19 protein-coding genes are annotated in these 19,912 nt (G+C 46.7%); 13 read left to right on the plus strand and 6 right to left on the minus strand.

Annotation, left to right across the window (positions count from 1 at the left end; all coding sequences use genetic code 11):
• Positions 1 to 49 precede the first annotated feature (49 nt).
• From GVY43_RS01460 to GVY43_RS01470, 3 genes are all read left to right on the plus strand, one after another.
• Positions 50 to 1,438 carry a cytochrome ubiquinol oxidase subunit I gene (locus tag GVY43_RS01460; protein WP_074037383.1) on the plus strand — a complete coding sequence of 463 codons (1,389 nt, stop codon included), beginning with the start codon at positions 50 to 52 and terminating at the stop codon, positions 1,436 to 1,438.
• A gap of 14 nt (positions 1,439 to 1,452) precedes the next feature.
• On the plus strand, positions 1,453 to 2,484 hold the full coding sequence (locus GVY43_RS01465) for a cytochrome d ubiquinol oxidase subunit II (protein WP_159562032.1): 1,032 nt from the start codon (positions 1,453 to 1,455) through the stop codon (positions 2,482 to 2,484).
• Between the two features lie 130 nt (positions 2,485 to 2,614).
• The gene (locus GVY43_RS01470) at positions 2,615 to 3,277 is read left to right on the plus strand and encodes a TrkA family potassium uptake protein (protein ID WP_015881252.1); all 663 of its coding nucleotides are present in this window, start codon (positions 2,615 to 2,617) and stop codon (positions 3,275 to 3,277) included.
• A gap of 77 nt (positions 3,278 to 3,354) precedes the next feature.
• Here the strand turns inward: GVY43_RS01470 and GVY43_RS01475 are convergent, their stop codons facing one another.
• On the minus strand, positions 3,355 to 4,143 hold the full coding sequence (locus GVY43_RS01475) for a Cof-type HAD-IIB family hydrolase (protein WP_201302237.1): 789 nt from the start codon (positions 4,141 to 4,143) through the stop codon (positions 3,355 to 3,357).
• Positions 4,144 to 4,344: 201 nt separating this feature from the next.
• On the opposite strand from GVY43_RS01475, the gene rnjA reads away from it, so the two are divergent.
• Together rnjA and GVY43_RS01485 are read left to right on the plus strand one after the other, a co-directional pair.
• On the plus strand, positions 4,345 to 6,012 hold the full coding sequence (rnjA, locus tag GVY43_RS01480) for a ribonuclease J1 (protein ID WP_015881254.1): 1,668 nt from the start codon (positions 4,345 to 4,347) through the stop codon (positions 6,010 to 6,012).
• A 62-nt stretch (positions 6,013 to 6,074) separates the two neighbouring features.
• Entirely contained in the window at positions 6,075 to 7,532 is a 1,458-nt protein-coding gene (locus GVY43_RS01485; protein WP_159562033.1) for a phospholipase D family protein, read from the plus strand.
• Between the two features lie 41 nt (positions 7,533 to 7,573).
• Here GVY43_RS01485 and GVY43_RS01490 read toward each other — a convergent pair whose 3' ends face one another.
• Both GVY43_RS01490 and def read right to left on the minus strand, forming a co-directional pair.
• The gene (locus GVY43_RS01490) at positions 7,574 to 9,130 is read right to left on the minus strand and encodes an alpha/beta hydrolase (protein ID WP_236548907.1); all 1,557 of its coding nucleotides are present in this window, start codon (positions 9,128 to 9,130) and stop codon (positions 7,574 to 7,576) included.
• A gap of 70 nt (positions 9,131 to 9,200) precedes the next feature.
• Complete coding sequence (gene def, locus GVY43_RS01495) at positions 9,201 to 9,740, minus strand: peptide deformylase (protein WP_159562034.1); 540 nt, start codon at positions 9,738 to 9,740, stop codon at positions 9,201 to 9,203.
• Positions 9,741 to 10,071: 331 nt separating this feature from the next.
• On the opposite strand from def, the gene pdhA reads away from it, so the two are divergent.
• From pdhA to lpdA, 4 genes are all read left to right on the plus strand, one after another.
• Positions 10,072 to 11,157, plus strand: a complete 1,086-nt coding sequence (gene pdhA / locus GVY43_RS01500; RefSeq protein WP_015881258.1) for a pyruvate dehydrogenase (acetyl-transferring) E1 component subunit alpha — start codon at positions 10,072 to 10,074, stop codon at positions 11,155 to 11,157.
• Positions 11,158 to 11,160: 3 nt separating this feature from the next.
• On the plus strand, positions 11,161 to 12,138 hold the full coding sequence (locus GVY43_RS01505) for an alpha-ketoacid dehydrogenase subunit beta (RefSeq protein ID WP_074034993.1): 978 nt from the start codon (positions 11,161 to 11,163) through the stop codon (positions 12,136 to 12,138).
• Positions 12,139 to 12,216: 78 nt separating this feature from the next.
• Positions 12,217 to 13,506: a dihydrolipoamide acetyltransferase family protein gene (locus tag GVY43_RS01510; RefSeq protein ID WP_015881260.1), complete on the plus strand. Its 1,290-nt coding sequence runs from the start codon at positions 12,217 to 12,219 to the stop codon at positions 13,504 to 13,506.
• Positions 13,507 to 13,510: 4 nt separating this feature from the next.
• Positions 13,511 to 14,923, plus strand: a complete 1,413-nt coding sequence (gene lpdA, locus GVY43_RS01515) for a dihydrolipoyl dehydrogenase (protein WP_015881261.1) — start codon at positions 13,511 to 13,513, stop codon at positions 14,921 to 14,923.
• Between the two features lie 20 nt (positions 14,924 to 14,943).
• Here lpdA and aac(6') read toward each other — a convergent pair whose 3' ends face one another.
• Positions 14,944 to 15,396 (minus strand): aminoglycoside 6'-N-acetyltransferase, encoded by a 453-nt coding sequence (gene aac(6') / locus GVY43_RS01520; protein ID WP_159562035.1) that lies wholly within the window; start codon positions 15,394 to 15,396, stop codon positions 14,944 to 14,946.
• A gap of 75 nt (positions 15,397 to 15,471) precedes the next feature.
• On the opposite strand from aac(6'), the gene GVY43_RS01525 reads away from it, so the two are divergent.
• Positions 15,472 to 15,777 (plus strand): DUF3055 domain-containing protein, encoded by a 306-nt coding sequence (locus tag GVY43_RS01525; RefSeq protein ID WP_031421518.1) that lies wholly within the window; start codon positions 15,472 to 15,474, stop codon positions 15,775 to 15,777.
• 118 nt (positions 15,778 to 15,895) lie between these two features.
• On the opposite strand, the gene GVY43_RS01530 is transcribed toward GVY43_RS01525, so the two are convergent.
• Positions 15,896 to 17,377 (minus strand): aminotransferase class I/II-fold pyridoxal phosphate-dependent enzyme, encoded by a 1,482-nt coding sequence (locus tag GVY43_RS01530; RefSeq protein ID WP_159562036.1) that lies wholly within the window; start codon positions 17,375 to 17,377, stop codon positions 15,896 to 15,898.
• A gap of 159 nt (positions 17,378 to 17,536) precedes the next feature.
• Between GVY43_RS01530 and GVY43_RS01535 the strand changes: the two genes are divergently transcribed.
• The 3 genes from GVY43_RS01535 (at position 17,537) to GVY43_RS01545 (ending at position 19,560) form a co-directional block, all read left to right on the plus strand.
• A complete protein-coding gene (locus GVY43_RS01535; RefSeq protein ID WP_031421520.1) occupies positions 17,537 to 17,803 on the plus strand; it encodes a UPF0223 family protein in 267 nt (88 codons plus the stop codon).
• Between the two features lie 236 nt (positions 17,804 to 18,039).
• Positions 18,040 to 18,228: a hypothetical protein gene (locus GVY43_RS01540; protein ID WP_015881266.1), complete on the plus strand. Its 189-nt coding sequence runs from the start codon at positions 18,040 to 18,042 to the stop codon at positions 18,226 to 18,228.
• A gap of 78 nt (positions 18,229 to 18,306) precedes the next feature.
• Complete coding sequence (locus GVY43_RS01545; protein ID WP_159562037.1) at positions 18,307 to 19,560, plus strand: inositol monophosphatase family protein; 1,254 nt, start codon at positions 18,307 to 18,309, stop codon at positions 19,558 to 19,560.
• A gap of 48 nt (positions 19,561 to 19,608) precedes the next feature.
• On the opposite strand, the gene GVY43_RS01550 is transcribed toward GVY43_RS01545, so the two are convergent.
• Positions 19,609 to 19,785, minus strand: coding sequence for a DUF5325 family protein (locus GVY43_RS01550; RefSeq protein ID WP_159562038.1), 177 nt, complete (start codon positions 19,783 to 19,785; stop codon positions 19,609 to 19,611).
• Positions 19,786 to 19,912 lie beyond the last annotated feature (127 nt).

Consider the following 19,912-nt stretch of genomic DNA (forward strand, 5'->3'; position numbering starts at 1 on the left):
TTCATACATGGGTTCGAAGCGATAGAGAGAGATAGGAGGTAATCAATAGATGTTTCAAGATCCTGTCCTGATGAGTCGAGCATTGACGGCACTCACATTAGGTTTTCATGTGATTTTTGCCACACTCGGCGTCGGGGTTCCACTTTTAATTTTATTGGCAGAATTTTTAGGAATACGTAAAAAAGACCCGAAATACACGCTCATGGCTCGCCGTTGGTCGCGTGGTTATGTCGTGACGGTAGCAGTTGGGGTTGTGACAGGTACGGCCATCGGTCTGCAGCTTTCACTTCTCTGGCCGAATTTGATGCGCGTTGCGGGTCAAACGATTGCGCTCCCGCTTTTCATGGAAACGTTCGCCTTCTTCTTTGAAGCGATTTTCCTTGGTATTTACTTGTACACGTGGGATCGATTTAAAAATCCGTGGCACCACATGCTTCTCGGGATACCGGTTGCAGTCGGTGCATTGTTCTCAGGGTTCTTTATCACAACGGTAAACAGTTTTATGAACCAGCCTGTAGGGTTTGATATTGTCGATGGTCGATTGGCAAATGTCAGCCCACTCGAGGCGATGTTCAGTCCGGCTATGCCGACTAAAATGGCACACGTGTTGACTTCAGCTATTTTAACATCCGCGTTCATTCTAGCTGCGATTGCAGCCGTTCAGTTGTTACGTCAACGTCGAAATCAACTCGACAAGATGTCGATTGAATATCACAAGAAAGGTCTCCGTCTGACGATGACGGTCGCTTTGATCTTTGCGATTGCGACAGCGCTCGTCGGTGACTTCTCAGGTAAATATTTGGCTCAGTACCAACCAGATAAATTAGCCGCGGCAGAATGGCATTTCGAAACCTCCTCCGAGGCTGAATTGATTTTGGGTGGATGGTTAGAAGATGATGGTCAAGGTGGCTATGAAGTCCGAGGCGCCTTGAAGATTCCTTACGCGCTCTCTATTCTTGCAGGTGGAGTCCCGAACTACGAGGTGACGGGTCTCAATGAGTTTGCGAAAGAAGATCAACCGCCGCTCTTCGTTCACTATCTATTTGATGCGATGGTCGGAATTGGGATGCTTCTCGCACTCATCTCCTTCCTGTTTGTACTCGGCCGCTATATTAAACGTTTGAACCAGTTCAGCAAGCCGATGCTCTTTGCGATTGCAGCCGGTGGACCGCTAGCCATGGCAGCGATTGAGTTTGGGTGGTTCTTCGCTGAATTTGGTCGTCAACCTTGGGCGTTATATGAGTTAATGCGTACGAGTGAGGCAGCTACGACTTCAGCGAACGTCGGTTGGATGCTTGTCGCTTTCGCGATCCTCTACGCGGTACTTGGAACAGTGACTGTGGTTGTCCTATCACGCCTGTTCAAAGAGAATCCGGTAGGGAAAGAACTAAAACAATCCGAGCATCGTGGTGAAGCGATGTTTGCGGATGAAGTGTGATCGGAGGGTATGACATGCAAATTCAAGAATTAGGGATTGCCGTCTTATGGACGTTCCTATACGGCTATCTCATCGTCGCATCGATTGACTTCGGTGCAGGCTTCTTCGCTTTCTATAGCCGCTATACGAAACGTGATCACTTAGTGAACCGACTCGTCAAACGGTATTTGTCACCGACATGGGAAGTGACGAACGTATTCTTCGTTTTCTTCTTTGTCGGGATTGTCGGATTCTTTCCGGACACCGCTTATTACTATGGTACGGCTTTGCTCGTTCCGGCGTCTGTCGTGTTAATCTTGCTTGCGATTCGTGGTAGTTTTTATGCGTTCGCTAACTATGGCTCAAAGGAAAGCACGCTCTATGTGTTCCTTTATGGAGCGACGGGATTACTCATCCCAGCTTCGATGTCGACGGTACTGACGGTCAGCCAAGGAGGTTTCATCACGGAAACAGAGAACGGGGTCTTCTTTGACGGAGCGAAGTTGTTCACCAACTTCTACTCCTGGACGGTCGTCATCTTGGCGATTGTCTCCGTCCTCTATATTAGTGCCATGTTCCTCTTGTTCTACGCGGACAAGGCACGTGACCAAAATGCCGTCGAACTCGTTCGGAAATGGGCTCTATTCTGGAGCGTCCCGACGATTATCGCATCGGGTCTCGTTTTCTTTGGATTGAAGTCGCAAGCTGCGTGGCATTACGAAAGCATCCTAGGAGGGAACTGGTGGTGGTTCGCGATGAGCTTCTTGTTCTTCGTCATCGCCGTCTCCTTCGTGTATATGAAACGAAATTACGGGATTGCCTTCTTGATGGTCATGGGGCAGTTCTTCATGGCATGGTTCGGATACGGATATTCTCACTTACCATACATCCTGTATCCGTACATCGACATTAATGGAAGTGTCGTCAACGAGTCGATGGCGGTGGCGCTTGTCATCGTGTTCATCTTAGGATTGCTCCTACTCGTTCCGGCACTCTACCTCTTGCTCCGTTTGTTCTTGTTTGATAACGACTACGTACGAGGGAAACGATCGAGTGGAAAAGCATAATGGCGAGAACGGGATTTCCTTTATTTAAAGGGAATCCCGTTTTGTATTTTGTATAGAGTTTTGAAGTGGAATCAGTTACACTGAACGAAGAATCAAGAAGTGAACATGTGTAGGAAAGGGATGTAGCATCATGACAGGTGAATTTGCAGTCATCGGATTAGGACGATTTGGTGGGTCGATCGTCCGTGAATTGTCTTCAAATGGATATGACGTCCTCGCCATCGATTCAGATGAGGAGCGTGTCAATGAGTTTATGGGATTGGCAACCCATGCGGTGATCGCCGATACAACAGATGAAAATGTGTTGAAGAGTTTGGGGATTCGTAACTTTGAACATGTCATCGTCGCCATCGGGGAGAATATTCAAGCTTCCATTTTGACGACGTTGATTTTAAAAGAACTTGGTGTTCAAATCATCACGGTGAAAGCAACAAACGATTACCATGAAAAAGTACTTCGTCGAATTGGGGCAGACAATATCGTCCACCCTGAGCGTGACATGGGCGTTCGAATTGCCAATGGATTGATGAGCCAAAGTATCCTCGACTACCTCGAATTATCGAATGAACATTCGATTGTCGAAATAAAAGCATCTGATAAGTTATCTAACAAATCACTCATCGATTTGGACTTGCGGGCAAAGTACGGGGTGAACATCGTGGCGATTCGTCGCGATGACGATGTCCTGATTTCTCCTCAAGCGGATGAGATGATTTTATCGGAAGATATTTTGATTATCATCGGGAAGGATACCGATTTGGATAGACTAGAGCGTACACTTCGTTCGAGATAAAAAAAGACCTTTGGAGCGATGCCGCGATCGTTGAATCGATTGATCCAACTCGACGGTTTGACTCCAAGAGGTCTTTTTTAAATGAGTTTCATCGCTTTCAAGCCGTACTCGATTCCATCTTCAAGGATGGACTTCGTGACAAAATCCGCCACGTCTTTCGTTTCGGTGCGACCATTGCCCATGGCGATTCCAGTACCTACATACTGAAGCATGGCCAAGTCGTTCAACGCATCTCCGAAAGCGTACGTATTCTCAAGACGGTAGCCATTGGTCTCAATAAAGTGACGGATGCCATCTGCCTTACTGGCCCCTTTGTTGATCACGTCCATTGCATGAGGATGCCAACGGATAAAATCGAACTCACGGTAGGCGTTGATATAATGATGCTCGTCTTCAGGCGTGCAATACAGTAACGTCTGATACACATCTTCTTCTGTATGGAAGTTCGGTTCGAATGAAGGAATCGGCATGTCGAGTTCACCGAGCGATTGTTTGACGATGGCATCATTCGGTCTTGAAGCACCACCACGGTCTTGTCCCAAATAGACGAGAGTATGATCATTTGAAGCGGCGTGCGTCGTCAATCGGCCGAGTGCATCTTTTGAAAGCGTGTTACGATAGACGATTTCACCTTTATGCACGACAATCTGACCGTTATAGCAAACAAGACTATCAATCCCGACACGTTCTGGGATATCGGATAGCATGGCCGGTCCTCGTCCCGTCGCGATGAATGTCTCGACGCCGTTTTCTCGCAATGCCTGAATTGCTGAAATCGTGGAAGGCGGTATATAACTACCTTCATGTAAAAGCGTGCCGTCAATGTCGAAGAAAACAACCTTTTGATCTTCCATTTGATTCACCATTCTTTCTCTTTATCTAAAAAAATATGTTTTCTGAACCCACTAAAAGGATAACACGAAATAGGGAAACTACCACGAATATCACATCGTTAGTGAAATATTGTCATGATATGAGCTATAATGAAAAAAGAATCTTACGGGCATATTCGAGAATCACTTATGTTTCACATAGATGTATTAATAATTGAAGTAAGGAGAGATTAAATGAAGTTTGTTAAGAACCACCAAACAGCCGTGTTCGCATTGGGCGGACTCGGAGAAATCGGGAAGAACACATATGTTGTTCAATTCCAAGATGAAATCATCGTCATCGATGCGGGAATCATGTTCCCAGAGGATGACTTGCTTGGAATCGACTATGTGATTCCTGATTACTCGTACCTGATTAAAAACAAGGACAAAGTAAAAGGGGTATTCATCACTCACGGTCACGAGGACCATATCGGGGGAATTCCATTCCTATTGAAGCAAGTGCAATTGCCGATTTACGCGACGAAGCTCGCGCTCGGATTGATTAAAGTTAAACTTGAGGAGCATGGGTTGCTTCGTGAGGCGGAACTCCATGAGATTGATGAGGATTCACTCATCAAGTTCCGCAAGACGAGCATCTCCTTCTTCCGCACGACGCACTCGATTCCGAACTCACTCGGTGTCGTCGTCAAGACGCCACAAGGGAACATCGTCCATACGGGTGACTTCAAGTTCGACTTCACTCCGGTAGGTGAGCCGGCAGACCTCGCCAAGATGGCGGAAATCGGAAAAGAAGGCGTGCTTTGTCTCTTGTCCGATTCGACAAATGCAGAAGTGGAAGGCTTCACGATGAGTGAGAGCGTTGTCGGTGGGACGATTAGTGAAACGTTCCGGAAAGCGGATGGTCGAATCATCTTTGCAACATTCGCATCGAACATCTATCGCTTGCAACAAGTGGTCGATGCGTGTGCCGAGACAGGTCGCCATCTCATGATTTTCGGTCGTTCGATGGAGAAAGTCATGACGATTGGACAAGAACTCGGTTTCATCAACGTTCCGAAAGGGATGATCATTGAGGCGAATCAAATGCGTCACTACGACCCGAATGAAATCGCGATTCTTTGTACCGGCTCGCAAGGGGAACCGATGGCAGCACTCAGCCGTATTGCGAATGGTACCCATCGTCAAGTGTCAATCATTCCTGGGGATACGGTCATCTTTTCTTCTTCTCCAATCCCAGGAAATGCCATCTCCGTCGGGAAGACGATTGACCAGTTGTATAAAGCGGGAGCGGATGTTGTCTACGGTAAGTTGACGAACATTCATACATCAGGTCATGGTTCGCAACAAGAGCAGTTATTGATGATTCGTCTGTTGAATCCAAAATTCTTCATGCCGATTCACGGTGAGTACCGCATGTTGAAAAAGCATGCTGAGCTTGCTGAATCGGTAGGAATCCCGAAAGAGAACAGTTTCGTTATGGATAATGGTGAAGTGCTTGCTGTCGACTCGGAGTCGGCTGCGGTCACTGGCAAAATTTCTGCGAACGCTGTGTATATCGATGGGAATGGAATTGGTGATATCGGGAATATAGTATTAAGGGATCGCCGAATTCTGTCTGAAGATGGACTCGTTGTCGTCGTCATCAGCATCGATGGCAAGACGCGCAAACTCGTCTCAGGACCAGATATCATCTCACGTGGATTCGTCTATATGCGTGAATCAGGTAGTCTGATTCGTGACGGCGAACGATTGTTGAAGAAAACCGTCGAACAAGGATTGTCCAATAAGCAGATGAAGTGGTCGGAGATGAAACAACTCGTCTCAGACACCCTCACACCTTATTTGGCCCAAAAGACGCGGAGACACCCGATGGTCCTGCCGATTATTATGGAAGTATGATTTGACGGGCTGTAGGAGACTACGGCTCGTTTTTTTCACCAGCAAATGAGGAGGGGGAGCTTATGGCGAAGAAAAAGGGGAAGAAAGGGTGGCTGAAATGGGGAGCTGCAATCGTAGCGGTCATTTTTCTCATCACGCTCGTATATCATCAAGTCAAACCATTACCTGAAGGCGTGTCGAGACAATCTGAACCATATCTCATCACAGATGACCAAATCGATTTTCTCCACGATTTGACCTATCAAGGGGAAGATACGGAGATTGTCGAACAAGAGATATTTAGTGAAGTTGAACGAGCAATACGTGAGGCAAAGGAATACATCGTCATGGACTTTTTCTTATTCAATCCTTATTCGAATGAAGACCGACAATATCCGGACATCACATCGCGCCTGTCATCGGCATTACTTGAGCAAATGGAGCGATATCCGGACTTGAAAGTCGTTTTTATTACAGACGATATCAATACGACTTATAACGGGCACGTTTCCGACCACTTCGATGTACTGGAGGAGGCAGGAGTAGAAGTCGTGTACACAAATCTCGACGAACTTCGTGACCCAAATATTCTTTACTCCACGTTTTATCGAATGGCGCTTCAATGGTTCGGGGACAGTCAATCCGGCTGGTTGCCGAATCCGATGGCCTCTTCGGCACCGGACATTACGGTTCGTGCTTATTTAAGGTTGCTCAACATCAAAGCGAACCATCGGAAGGTGATGGTCACTGAAAATGAGGGATTTGTACTATCCGCCAATCCACATGACGCTAGCGGATACCACTCGAATGTCGGTGTCCATTTAAAAGGACCGATTTTAAAAGAAATCGTTGAAGGTGAGCAAGCGGTCGCGACGTTCTCGAAAGGAGATGCACGCCGATTCCCTGATGATGAAGCGTTGTCGAAGATTGAAAATGCGCCGAGCGAGGCACCAATGAAGATTCGTTACGTCACCGAAGGGAAAATTCAAGAGTCAGTGCTCGATGCAATGAATGGGGCGGACGATGGAGACACCATCTGGATCGGAATGTTTTATTTGGCAGACCGGAATATCATCCAAGCAATCGAGGATGCCGCAGGGCGCGGGGTGACTGTGAACTTGATCCTCGATCCGAACACGAATGCGTTCGGTCGATCGAAATCAGGGTTACCGAACTTACCGGTGACGGCAGAACTGAACACCGTCAACCCGGAGCATATCGAGATTCGCTGGTATGATGTCGGTAAGGAACAATATCATCCAAAAATCCTCTATGTAGATGGTGAGGAGAAAACCGTTGTCTTAGGATCGGGGAACTATACGACCCGGAACATGAACGATTACAACCTAGAGGCAGACGTCGAAGTGACAGGAGAAGTGGATACAGCCTTCTTTGATGAGGTGGACGAGTATTTTAATCGTCTATGGAACAATGAGAACGGCGCGTATACGGTAGCATATGATGAGATTCAAACGGATCTCCCGCTCGGAAAGTATATGATGTATTGGCTCCAAAAAGTCACATGGACGATGACCTATTAAAAAACAGCTATCCTCAAAGTTTGGGGATAGCTGTTTTGACGTTAGTTCGTCTCGATTGGATTAAACTCATTCGTGTATTCATATAAGAATTTCCCGGTCTCTTTCAAGACGTCACTTTTACGGTGAAGCGAGAAATGGTCGTACGGCACAGTTTCTGTCTGAATGTTATTCGTATACTCTTCAAGTAACAGCGAACTTGCCGGCTCAATCAAATTGAATTCGCCACCTCGTCCAGAGAAGGAGAGTACCTGAACGGACCTCGGCCATGTCTCGAGTTTAGACTGGAATGCTTGCAGTCCGTCTGAGTTAGGGGACAAATCACGGATGGCAGGGCTTCCGGTATTAATGCCGAAGTTACTGGCAGATAAACCGAAGTTTGCAAGGCGCGTCCCGCCGAACGGGCTATCGAACGTCACAAACTTATCGACGATGTATGTCTCTTGATTCAGGATATAGTTGGCAGCGGCTACGCCACCCATGCTATGGCCAATGATATACATCCGATCGAATGATCGATTTCTCGTTTTTTTATATGTTTCAATGGCTGCATTCAACCACTTTGTCTGATTGTTTAAAGAAGCCTCTGCATCTTCGAACTCGATTCGGACAATCGGACGAGTTGAACTAAAATCATATATTTCACAGTCGGTCTTGCCTTTGACAGTCACGGTACAAAGCGCCCCATCAGTCGCTTGACCACTTTGTTCCATCGCTTGAGAGAAGCGGAGAAACGTCCGGTCTGTCCCGAGTAGTCCATGAACTGCAAACGTAGGGATGAACTCATTCGTTTGAGAAGCTTGACGTATCGCCTCGGATTGACGCTCGTTTGTCAACTCTTGTCGGAAGGTGACGATGATGAGAGCGAGTGAAAGTGAGACAATCAACAGTCCGAGAAGACGTGAACGAATGGATGTCTCTTTTGGGTTGCCAACATTCCGACGATATTTGCGCCAAATGAAGTAAGTCAATACGGTCGCTGCAATCAGAACGATTCCCGTCACGATCCAAGCGTTGACGTTCGGTACATGGGCAACGAGCTTCACGTTATTTTGCCGACCGCCGTAGACTTGCCACTCGACATGTTTCATAGAACGGAGGTCTAGGCCAGTTCCATCCTCAACGAATACGCCGGTCGGAACAGTCAAGTTAAAGCGAATGTCGGCTTGACGGATATATCGTTCAGCCAATTTTTTTGGGGAGCCGGTTAGTTCAACACCGGGTAAGTCGACACGATCGAGTCGGAGGTCGAGATTGGTTTGGAGTGTATATGAATCAAACCAAATGCCTTCCTGTTGTTCGATGTCGAACTGAATATCCGGAGGGACTAAAATACCGGCTGGTCCCGTTTTCCATTCCTCTTTAATCTGTTGCAACTCGTCCACATTTTTAAATGTCTTCTTTAAGACCATGCCTTCGTAGTCATCAGGACTCGAATAATCTTCCGTCTCATATCCGTTCGCTTCTGCTTGCTCTTTCCACGTATCCCAATCGAGTCTGAGATTGAGCAATTTCATGACTGGATGATCACGGAAAGCGTAAGTCGTTTCAAGCGAAACAGATTGGTCATAGTGGACGGTTGCATCATAATTGATTCGCACACATCCACCGATTAAAAGAAATAAAAATGGGAATAGTAACAACAGTGCCTTTTTTCTCGAACTAAACATGTTAAATCGGTTCGCCGTATGTTTCTAACGGGTTCGACATATTGATCCGATCATAGAACATGATCCCGTCTAAATGATCGAGCTCGTGCTGACATACGACAGCGCGCATTCCGCGCAGACGAAGCTTAATCGGCTTCCCGTCGCGGTCGAACCCTTCTAACGTGATTCGACGAAAACGAGGTACATTTCCTTTGACCACGCGATCGACCGATAGACAGCCTTCGCCGCCATTCAAAAATGTCTGTTCGACGGAATGACTTGTAATTTTAGGATTGAAGATGGAGAGTTTGAACGTCTCTTCCTCTTCTTTTAGCAATACTGTGAAGAAACGACGATTCACACCGAGTTGAGGTGCGGCGATTCCGACACCACCTCGTAACTCGTATTTCTCGCTCATCTCTGGGTCTTGACTATTGACAAGAAACGTCTCCATCTCGTCGAGTAACGCCAAATCTTCTGTTGTTGGCGGAATCGAAACTTCGGCTGAACGCGCGCGAAGTCGCTCGTCTCCTTCGCGGATGACATCTTTCATGGTTAACATACACAACTTCCTTTCTATCGAACTTATATGATTGATTATATCATATTTAAACAGGAAGGAATGTGGATGGTACAGAAGGTGAAATGAAAATAATACAGTGGTGAAAAGGATGTCATATCCCTTGAATGTAAGCGTTTTATTTCAGTAAGCATATTTTTTGCGTTATTGAAACAACCCGTTTTATACTAACAAGGAAACGTCAGGAGAGGATAACTTTTCTGAATCACGTTAATACAGATTGCTTTTTTGGACAGATACACGTAAGATTTGAGATAGTGTTTGATCACAAAAAAGACAATTGTCTCATAGTTGAAAGGATGAGGTGAAACGAATGAACAACGTTCAGGTACTTCAAAACGTGGAAGAAAACTTCCAAACGTTCCGTATTCTCGACGAGAAGGGTGAGGTCGTCAACCAAGACGCAATGCCTGACCTAACGGACGAGCAACTTCAGGAACTCATGCGCCGCATGGTCTATACTCGAATCTGGGACCAACGCGCCATCTCACTTAACCGTCAAGGTCGCTTAGGATTCTACGCGCCAGTGGCAGGTCAAGAGGCGACGATGATCGGGACGCAATACGCGCTCGACAAAGAGGACTGGATCCTTCCAGGATACCGTGATATCCCACAACTCGTATTCCACGGACTTCCGCTTTATCAAGCGTTCTTGTTCTCACGTGGACACGTGGCAGGAAACCGCATCCCTGAAGGTGTCAACGTATTGATGCCACAAATCATCATCGGTGCACAAATCATTCAAACTGCGGGTGTGGCAATGGGCCTCAAACGCAACGGCAACAAAAATGTCGCCATTACTTACACAGGTGACGGTGGCTCATCACAAGGTGACTTCTACGAAGGATTGAACTTTGCAGGTGCATTCAAATCACCAGCAATCTTCGTTGTTCAAAACAACCGTTTCGCTATCTCAACTCCTGTTGAAAAGCAAACTGCAGCTAAAACGATCGCGCAAAAAGCTGTTGCAGCTGGAATCAACGGAATTCAAGTAGATGGAATGGACGTTCTTGCAGTGCTCGCAGCGACTCAACAAGCTCGCGTCGACGCACTCGAGGGAACACCGACACTTATCGAGTCACTCACTTACCGTTACGGACCACATACGCTCGCTGGGGATGACCCAACACGTTACCGTACAAAAGAACTCGACACAGAGTATCAAGAAAAAGATCCACTCGTACGTTTCCGTCTCTTCCTTGAGAACAAGAAACTCTGGAACGAAGACATGGAGAACGAAGTGATCGAGCAAGCGAAAGCTGACGTGAAAGAAGCAATCAGCCAAGCAGACAAAGAACCAAAACAAAAAGTTTCGGACTTCATCAACAACATGTTCGAAGAACTTCCTTCAAACTTGAAAGAACAGCTTGAAGAATATACTGCAAAGGAGTCGAAGTAAGTTATGGCTCAAATGACAATGATCCAAGCGATTACTGATGCGATGCGCGTTGAAATGAAACGCGACGAGAAAGTACTTCTTTTCGGAGAAGACGTTGGTAAAAACGGTGGGGTATTCCGCGCGACGGAAGGTCTCCAAGACGAGCTCGGCGAAGACCGTGTCTTCGACACGCCACTCGCTGAATCAGGGATTGGTGGTCTTGCGATCGGTCTAGGTCTTACTGGATTCCGTCCGATTATGGAAGTTCAATTCTTCGGATTCGTATTCGAAGTTTTCGACTCAATCGCAGCTCAAATGGCACGTATGCGTTACCGTTCAGGCGGCGCTTACAGCCAACCAATCACAATCCGTTCACCATTCGGTGGTGGAGTTAAGACACCTGAGCTTCACGCGGACAGCCTTGAAGGCTTGATGGCTCAGACACCTGGTCTTAAAGTTGTTATTCCATCAACTCCTTACGATGCAAAAGGTTTGTTGATCGCGTCAATCCGTGACAACGACCCAGTCGTGTTCCTCGAGCACATGAAATTGTATCGTTCATTCCGTGGCGAAGTACCTGAAGGTGATTACACAATCGAACTCGGTAAAGCAGATGTGAAACGTGAAGGTACAGACGTTTCAATCATCACTTACGGTGCGATGGTGCATACTTCACTTAAAGCAGCGGAAGAACTTGAAAAAGAAAACATCAACGTTGAAGTAATCGACCTCATGACAGTGAGCCCGCTTGATATCGACACAATCGTAGAGTCTGTTAAGAAAACAGGTCGTGCGATCGTCGTTCAAGAAGCACAACGTCAAGCAGGTATCGCAGCGAACGTTGTAACTGAAATTCAAGAGCGCGCAATTCTTCACCTCGAAGCACCAGTTCTTCGAGTAACTGCACCAGACACAGTCTTCGCATTCGCACAAGGTGAAGACATGTGGTTACCTGACCATAAAGATGTCGTTGCAAAAGTTAAGGAAGTTGTGAACTTCTAAGATCGTGTCGAATAAACGATGAGGGAGAATTGTCTCCCTTGTCGTGTTTACATGATGAATTGATGGGAGGAAAAACCAGTGGCAGTATTTGAATTTAAATTACCAGATATCGGTGAAGGTATTCACGAAGGTGAAATCGTCAAGTGGTTCGTAAAAGCAGGGGATACGGTCAAAGAGGACGATGTTCTTTTAGAAGTACAAAACGACAAAGCAGTCGTTGAAATCCCAGCTCCAGTCGACGGTACAGTCAAAGAAGTTAAAGTTTCTGAAGGTACAGTTGCTGTAGTCGGCGACGTCCTCATTACGTTTGACATCGAAGGCGACGCACCAGCAGGTGAAGAAGAAACACCTGAACAACCGAAAGCAGAAGAGAAGACAGAAGACGTAAAAGAAGATGTGAAAGAAGACGCGCCACGCGACGTTCAACTTCACAAATCTGAGCGTGTTATCGCTATGCCATCTGTCCGTAAATATGCACGTGAAAAAGGTGTCGACATCCGTGAAGTCAACGGTTCTGGCGACAACGGCCGTGTATTGAAAGAAGACATCGATGCATTCGCGAACGGCGAAGCACCGTCTGCAGAAGCTACAACAGAGAAAACAGAATCTGTAGCACCAGCAGCTGCTGCGAAAACGGAAATCAAGCCTTACGAGTCAGCGACTCCTGAACTTGAAACACGTGAGAAAATCCGTGGAATCCGTAAAGCCATCTCGAAAGCTATGGTTAACTCGAAACACACTGCACCACACGTTACACTCATGGACGAAGTCGACGTTACAAAACTCGTTGCACTCCGTAAAGATTTCAAACAAGTCGCGGCTGACCAAGGCGTGAAACTCACGTACTTGCCATTCGTCGTGAAAGCATTGACTGCTGCAGCGAAAGCATTCCCAACAATCAACGCTTCAATCGATGACGTGAACGAAGAAATCGTCTACAAAAACTACTACAACATCGGGATTGCAGCTGACACGGACAACGGACTCGTTGTACCAGTCGTAAAAGATGCAGACCGTAAATCAATCTATGCACTTGCTACAAACATTAACGAACTTGCAGGTAAAGCTCGTGAAGGTAAGCTCGCTGGGGAAGACATGAAAGGCGGATCGATCACAATCACAAACATCGGTTCAGCTGGTGGACAATGGTTCACACCTGTCATCAACCACCCAGAAGTTGCGATTCTCGGTATCGGCCGTATCGCTGAGAAAGCTGTCGTGAAGAACGGTGAAATCGTTGCTGCGCCAGTACTTGCACTTTCATTCAGCTTTGACCACCGCCTCATCGACGGTGCGACTGCACAAAACGCTCTTAACATGGTGAAACGCTTGCTCGAAGACCCAGCACTTCTAATGATGGAGGGATAAGAACATGGTAGTAGGAGAATTCGCACAAGAAACTGATTTGCTTGTCATCGGTGCCGGTCCTGGTGGATACGTTGCCGCAATCCGTGGCGCACAGCTCGGAATGAAAGTAACTATCGTTGAGAAAGGCAACTTCGGTGGTGTCTGCTTGAACGTCGGATGTATCCCATCGAAAGCGTTGATCACAGCAGGACACAACTTCCAACACGCTAAAGGTCATGATTCAATGGGAATCACGTCTGACAACGTGTCAGTGGACTTCACAAAAGTTCAAGATTGGAAACAGTCAGTCGTTAACAAATTGACTGGCGGTGTTAAAGGTCTCCTCAAAGGAAACAAAATCGAGATCGTTCAAGGTGAAGCGTTCTTCGCGTCTGAAGACACAGTTCGTGTCATCACTGAAGACAGCTCAACTCCTTACAAATTTAAAAAAGCGATTGTCGCGACTGGTTCTACACCAATCGAGATCCCATCGTTCAAATGGTCTAAACGCGTCCTTTCTTCAACTGGCGCTTTGGCACTTCCTGAAGTACCGAAGAAACTCGTCGTTATCGGCGGTGGATACATCGGTATGGAGCTCGGTACTGCATACGCTAACTTCGATACAGAAGTTGTCGTTGTAGAGGGCGCTAGCGACATCTTGTCTGGTTTCGAACCACAAATGACGCAAATCGTTAAGAAGAAACTCAAGCAAAAAGGGAACGTCACGATCCACACGAATGCACTTGCTAAAGGTGTTGAAGAAACGGAAGACGGCGTAACCGTTAAGTTTGAAGTAAACGGTGAAGAACAATCTGTTGAAGCGGACTATGTCCTCGTCACAGTTGGTCGTCGTCCAAACACAGGTGACATCGGTCTTGAGAACGCGGACGTTAAAATCAGCGACCGCGGAATCATCGAAATCGATGACCAGTGTAAAACATCGAACGAAAACATCTATGCAATCGGTGATATCGTTCCTGGACCACCACTTGCACACAAAGCATCTTACGAAGCGAAAATCGCAGCGGAAGCAGCAGCAGGTAAGCCAGCTTACCTCGACTACTCTGCAATCCCTGCAGTCGTCTTCACAGATCCTGAACTCGCAACGGTTGGTTACACAGAGCCACTCGCAAAAGAAGAAGGACTCGAAATCACAGTTTCGAAATTCCCATTCGCAGCGAACGGTCGTGCACTTGCACTTGACGAGCCAGACGGCTTCATGAAGCTCATCACACGCAAAGAGGACGGTCTCTTGATCGGTGCTCAAATCGCGGGTACTGGCGCTTCAGATATGATTGCTGAGCTTGGTCTTGCAATCGAGGCTGGTATGACTGCTGAAGATATCGCACTTACAATCCACGCTCACCCATCACTCGGTGAGATGGCAATGGAAGCTGCTGAAATCGCAATGGGTATGCCAATCCACGTCGTAAAATAAGAATACTCATAAAAGCTCTCTCACTTTTCGTGAGAGAGCTTTTTCATGTAGGTGACGACACGCTCGACTTCCTTGAATCCAATTTTCTCGTGAAAGCGTTGACTGTCCTCGTTTTCAAGCTCGGTATCTGATGCCAGTTCGATACAACCATGACGCGCCGCGAAGGTCGACGCAGCATCGACCAAACGAGAGGCAACACCTCGATGACGCTCTGATTCAATGACATAGATTCCTTCCATATAGGCGGTCGGTGACGTGCTAGAACCTGGCACGTAGTCATGTCGGAAACTGAGCTGACAAAAACCAACTGCCTCCCCATGTTCATTTGATGCGATGAAATAATGCATCTTTTTTGAGGCGAGACCGAGTTTGACTTCCATTCGTAATTCTTCAATAGGGGCATCTGGCCATAGGTCGTGCATGAACTGGACAAGAGTTTCTACGTTTAACTCCGTTGCATAATCAATCTTCATTGTCATTCTCTCCTTAGGTTTCATACTAGTAGTATAAAGGAAAATACATGTGATGAGAGAAGGGAGGGAATCCTGATGGCATTCGATGAGGAGTTATTATACACCGTATCCGAGACGAGTCGTGTCCGATTTACCGGTATTGAAACAGAAGCCGCTCGTTATGATTTTGGTTTCGTCTATACACAGCAATTCATGGGCAAGGTGTTAGTCGTCTGTATGCAAACGGGTCAATCGGCCCTTCTTGATTTGCATGCGCTAGAAGAGCCACGTCAATTGTATCCGATGCTTGGCATTAACTTGAACGACACGGAACACGTCGCTGAATTTTTACGACTTTGCTTGGTTGAAAAAACACAAGCATCTGAAGAAATTGATACTTGAAAAAATGTAAGCGTTTTCTTATAATAGGCACTAGGGGAAGCAATTCGATCATCTACAGCCACCTTTTCTGAGATGACATAAAAAATGAGCCGGTCACGATGACCGGCTCATTTTTTATTTAGCGAATCGCTTTTGTTTGTTGGATGACTTTAATCATTTGCAGTGACTCATCTTCAAGACCTTGAACCGGAAGACCCGCTTCAATGTTGGCCATGATGTACTCGAGTGTCGAAGTCGTAATCAATTCGCCTGGAATGATGATCGGAATCCCTGGTGGATACACCATAATGAATTCCGCTGAAATACGGCCGACTGCGTTTTCGAGAGGAATCGTTTCCGTCTCTTCATAAAACGCATCACGAGGGCTGAGCGCAAGAGGTGGAATCTCTGGGAGCATGATCGATAGTGAATCGTTACCAGACTTCTGATAAACGGAGACGACGTCTCGCATCGCTTCAATCAATGCTTGAATCGTGGACTCATCATCCGCTGATGTGACGATAAAGAGCACATTCAATAAATCGGACATCTCGACTTCGATACGGTGTTTGTCCCGAAGAAATTTCTCGACTTCAAATCCTGTTATTCCAAGTTCGCGCACGGATACGAGTACTTTCGTTTCGTCGAGCGCGTATGTCGATTCAGAATGCAATTCGGCATGACCGTATACTGACAAGTTCGGCATGTGGTTGATTGCTGTACGAGCCGTTCTCGCAAGCTCAAGTGCACGTTCATTCATCATGTGTCCCTTTGTCGCTAACTGTCGACGTGCCGCGTCGAGAGAAGCGAGGAGCAAGTAGGACGTCGAAGTCGTTGTAATCATGGAAAGCATCGCATGAATTCGTTCTGGCGAGACGAGACCGCGGCGTACGTTCAAAATCGAACTGCCTGTCATTGAACCACCAAGCTTGTGTACACTCGTCGCCGCCACATCTGCTCCCGCTTGCATCGCCGAGAGTGGGAGTTCATCGTGAAAAGGGAGATGAACGCCGTGTGCCTCATCGACAAGTACAGGAACGTCTTGCTTATGAGCGACAGACACGATACGCTCTAAATCACCTGCGACACCGAAATAAGTCGGATTAATGACGAGAACGGCTTTTGTGTCCGGGTGAAGTTCAAGTGCGCGTTCTACGGCACTAGCTGTGATTCCGTGGGCGATGCCGTATGTTTCGTCAAATTCCGGGTGGATGAAGACCGGATGAGCACCCGTTAAGACGAGCGCGGACATGACGGATTTATGGACGTTCCGTGGCACAATGATTTTTTCGTTCGGGCCAACGACACCCATGATCATCGCCATGATGGCACTCGATGTTCCCTGGACAGAGAAAAAGGTCTCGTCAGCACGGAACGCCTCTGCCGCCAAGCGTTCCGCTTCAGCGATTGCCGCTTTTGGATGATGGAGGTCATCGAGTGGGGCAATGTTAATCAAATCAATTTTTAGGGCGTTTTCACCAATAAAGTCACGAAACTCTGGGTCCATCCCTTTTCCGCTTTTATGACCAGGAATGTGGAACGCAATCGGGTTTGAGTCGACATGTTCAAGCAACGTGTCAAATAGTGGCGTTTCGAGCTGAGTAGCACCTTTTAATTTCAATCGTAAATCCCCCTTGAATCAGTTTATTTATAAGATGAATAGTATCGTTATGATATATGTTGTTTTTAAAAAAAGAAGCAACAAAAAAACTATAGAGATTTCTGGCTCAACTTGCAATAGTTTTTTTTGTTGTTACAATGGGTGTCGAGGTGAAACAATATGCAAATTAACTATCCGATCAATCCGGATTGGACGACAGACGAATTGATTGAAGTCGTCGAGTTTTATAACGTTGTCGCACAAGCCAATGAAGGTGGAGTCGAACGAGAGGTTTTTCTCGATTCCTATCGTGCCTTCAAGCAAATCGTAACATCTAAGTCGGAGGAGAAACAACTGAACGCGGTTCACGACGAGCAGACGGGCTATTCCACATATCGTACGGTTCAGGCGGCAATGAAGTCCTCGAGTAAAATGATTAAACTGTAAGACCTAGCATGCCCGAGCAAATTCAGGCATGCTTTTTTGTTATTTCTCCTATAAATCGGGTACAGTTCATTAACACCGAATCAGGTTTAGGGACCTCGGAATTGGGAATATATCCATTAAGATAAAAAATTCAAAATAGTCAGACAATTCTCTTTCTTTTTCGAATTTTATCTGATATACTCAATTCAACTCACTAAACCGTAACTTGTAGCCCAACAAAAGGAGTGTGGCATCTTATGAAACAAGTGATTGAGGCATTCAAAAGAAAAGACGCAGAAAAACGGATTCCGGTGCTGCGCTTAGAGATTGATTATGAATTGGCAACCCTCTTCGATGCGATGGCGTCACAAGATGATGCTACAGTTCAGGCTAGCAAGCATCGGTTAGAGAAGTACCGCCAAGAATTATTGCGTCTCGAAGCCTAACCATTACACACACATTCAACCAGTATTCCGAGCGGATACTGGTTTTTGTTTGGTACAATACAGTTGAGGTGATCACAGATGATAGAATGGTTTGCAGTCGACTTAATCAAACAAGCGGGAGAACTGATTCGTCGCGAGATTGATCAAAGTTATGAAGTGGAACGAAAGACGGGAAAAGGGGACTTGGTCACTGAAATCGACCGAGCGGTGGAACAATTGATTGTCCGTCGAATCCAACAAACATTTCCGGAACATCAGATTATGGGGGAAGAAGGGACGACAAATCAGCCAGAACAATTGACTGGTACCGTCTGGTTTGTCGACCCGATTGATGGGACGTTAAATTTTATTCATCAAAAACGTATGTTTGCCATCTCTATCGCGATCATGATAGATGGAGTCGTGGAATATGGATTCGTCTATGACGTCATGGCGGATGAGATGTTCATGGCACGGAAAGGATACGGGGCGACGTTGAATGGTCGGACATTGACGACTCTTCATGAACATCATGTCCGAGACGCATTTTTAAGTATGAATGCGACGTGGGTCACGCCGAACCACCAGATTGCCCCGGAAATACTCGCTCCGATTGTACGAGACTCGATTGGGACGCGAGCCCATGGTGCTGCATCGCTTGAATTAGCCTGGCTTGCCGCCGGTCGCGTGGACGGCTACATCACAATGCGCAATATGCCATGGGATTATGCTGCTGGAAAGTTACTCGTAGAAGAAGTAGGGGGACGTGTCGTTTCCTTATATGGTGAGCCGATTCGCTATGACGGAAAAACATCTGTCCTGGCAGGGAGTGACTCATTTGTAAATGACGTCATCAAACATTACGTCATCGCAAAAGGGGTCACGGCTGAAGCAAAACCGGACTTACACATCGTGGAACATGATTCGTATGAAGAAATCCGCGATCTACTCGTCTTGGCGAATCCGAATGAAACGATGGTCCGGGAACAATTCGAGGAAGGGCGTACGTACAAAGCGTTACTCGGTGGTGAGATTGTCGGTGCATATATGCTCGTCTCACACGGAGACGAGCGGGTTGAACTCGTCAATATCGCAGTGAAGCCGGAACGTCAAAACCAAACAATCGGTCAACGCATGTTACAAGACGCAGTGAAGCGGGCCACGTTGATTGGTGGAAAAGAACTGCTCGTCTGTACAGGGAATTCAAGCATCATGCAACTGCGCTTTTACCAACAAGCTGGATTCCGATTCGATTCGGTGGAACGCGATTATTTTCGTAATCACGGGTACGATGACATCGAAGAAGATGGACTCATTTTACGCGACCGCATCTGCTTGACACGTCCACTATAAACGCAAGTAAAAGGGTTACTCCGACATGATACCGGAGTAACCCTTTCTTTATGATTGATGGTCTGAAAGAATGCGGCGACGCAATTGAATACCAAAATATGTCGCTACGCCACTTAACACGAGGCTGCCCAAGATAATGGCGGCGCTCCCCTCGGCCACCCCGATTCCAATGCCGACGAATCCTGCGACAACGGCCGTTGCGATCAATACAAACATTAGCTGCATGGAGGTTCCTCCTTATTTTCTCTTCTCTTCCCTATTGTATGATAAAAAACACGAGATGAAAACGTTCACAGTCGATTCCACTCGACAAAGGTACTGTGACGTGTGCTATACTCTTAAAGTTGAAGAA

It is taken from the genome of Exiguobacterium sp. 8H (assembly GCF_902506255.1).
GTDB lineage: Bacteria > Bacillota > Bacilli > Exiguobacteriales > Exiguobacteriaceae > Exiguobacterium > Exiguobacterium profundum.

Excerpts from the sequence above, each read along its gene's own strand:
- lpdA (WP_015881261.1), top strand. The coding sequence starts at position 13,511 with ATGGTAGTAGGAGAATTCGCACAAGAAACTGATTTGCTTGTCATCGGT.
- GVY43_RS01545 (WP_159562037.1), top strand. The coding sequence starts at position 18,307 with ATGATAGAATGGTTTGCAGTCGACTTAATCAAACAAGCGGGAGAACTG.
- pdhA (WP_015881258.1), top strand. The coding sequence starts at position 10,072 with ATGAACAACGTTCAGGTACTTCAAAACGTGGAAGAAAACTTCCAAACG.
- GVY43_RS01470 (WP_015881252.1), top strand. The coding sequence starts at position 2,615 with ATGACAGGTGAATTTGCAGTCATCGGATTAGGACGATTTGGTGGGTCG.
- GVY43_RS01540 (WP_015881266.1), top strand. The coding sequence starts at position 18,040 with ATGAAACAAGTGATTGAGGCATTCAAAAGAAAAGACGCAGAAAAACGG.
- GVY43_RS01485 (WP_159562033.1), top strand. The coding sequence starts at position 6,075 with ATGGCGAAGAAAAAGGGGAAGAAAGGGTGGCTGAAATGGGGAGCTGCA.
- GVY43_RS01535 (WP_031421520.1), top strand. The coding sequence starts at position 17,537 with ATGCAAATTAACTATCCGATCAATCCGGATTGGACGACAGACGAATTG.
- GVY43_RS01505 (WP_074034993.1), top strand. The coding sequence starts at position 11,161 with ATGGCTCAAATGACAATGATCCAAGCGATTACTGATGCGATGCGCGTT.
- rnjA (WP_015881254.1), top strand. The coding sequence starts at position 4,345 with ATGAAGTTTGTTAAGAACCACCAAACAGCCGTGTTCGCATTGGGCGGA.
- GVY43_RS01465 (WP_159562032.1), top strand. The coding sequence starts at position 1,453 with ATGCAAATTCAAGAATTAGGGATTGCCGTCTTATGGACGTTCCTATAC.
- GVY43_RS01460 (WP_074037383.1), top strand. The coding sequence starts at position 50 with ATGTTTCAAGATCCTGTCCTGATGAGTCGAGCATTGACGGCACTCACA.
- GVY43_RS01525 (WP_031421518.1), top strand. The coding sequence starts at position 15,472 with ATGGCATTCGATGAGGAGTTATTATACACCGTATCCGAGACGAGTCGT.
- def (WP_159562034.1), bottom strand. The coding sequence starts at position 9,740 with ATGTTAACCATGAAAGATGTCATCCGCGAAGGAGACGAGCGACTTCGC.
- GVY43_RS01475 (WP_201302237.1), bottom strand. The coding sequence starts at position 4,143 with ATGGTGAATCAAATGGAAGATCAAAAGGTTGTTTTCTTCGACATTGAC.
- GVY43_RS01550 (WP_159562038.1), bottom strand. The coding sequence starts at position 19,785 with ATGCAGCTAATGTTTGTATTGATCGCAACGGCCGTTGTCGCAGGATTC.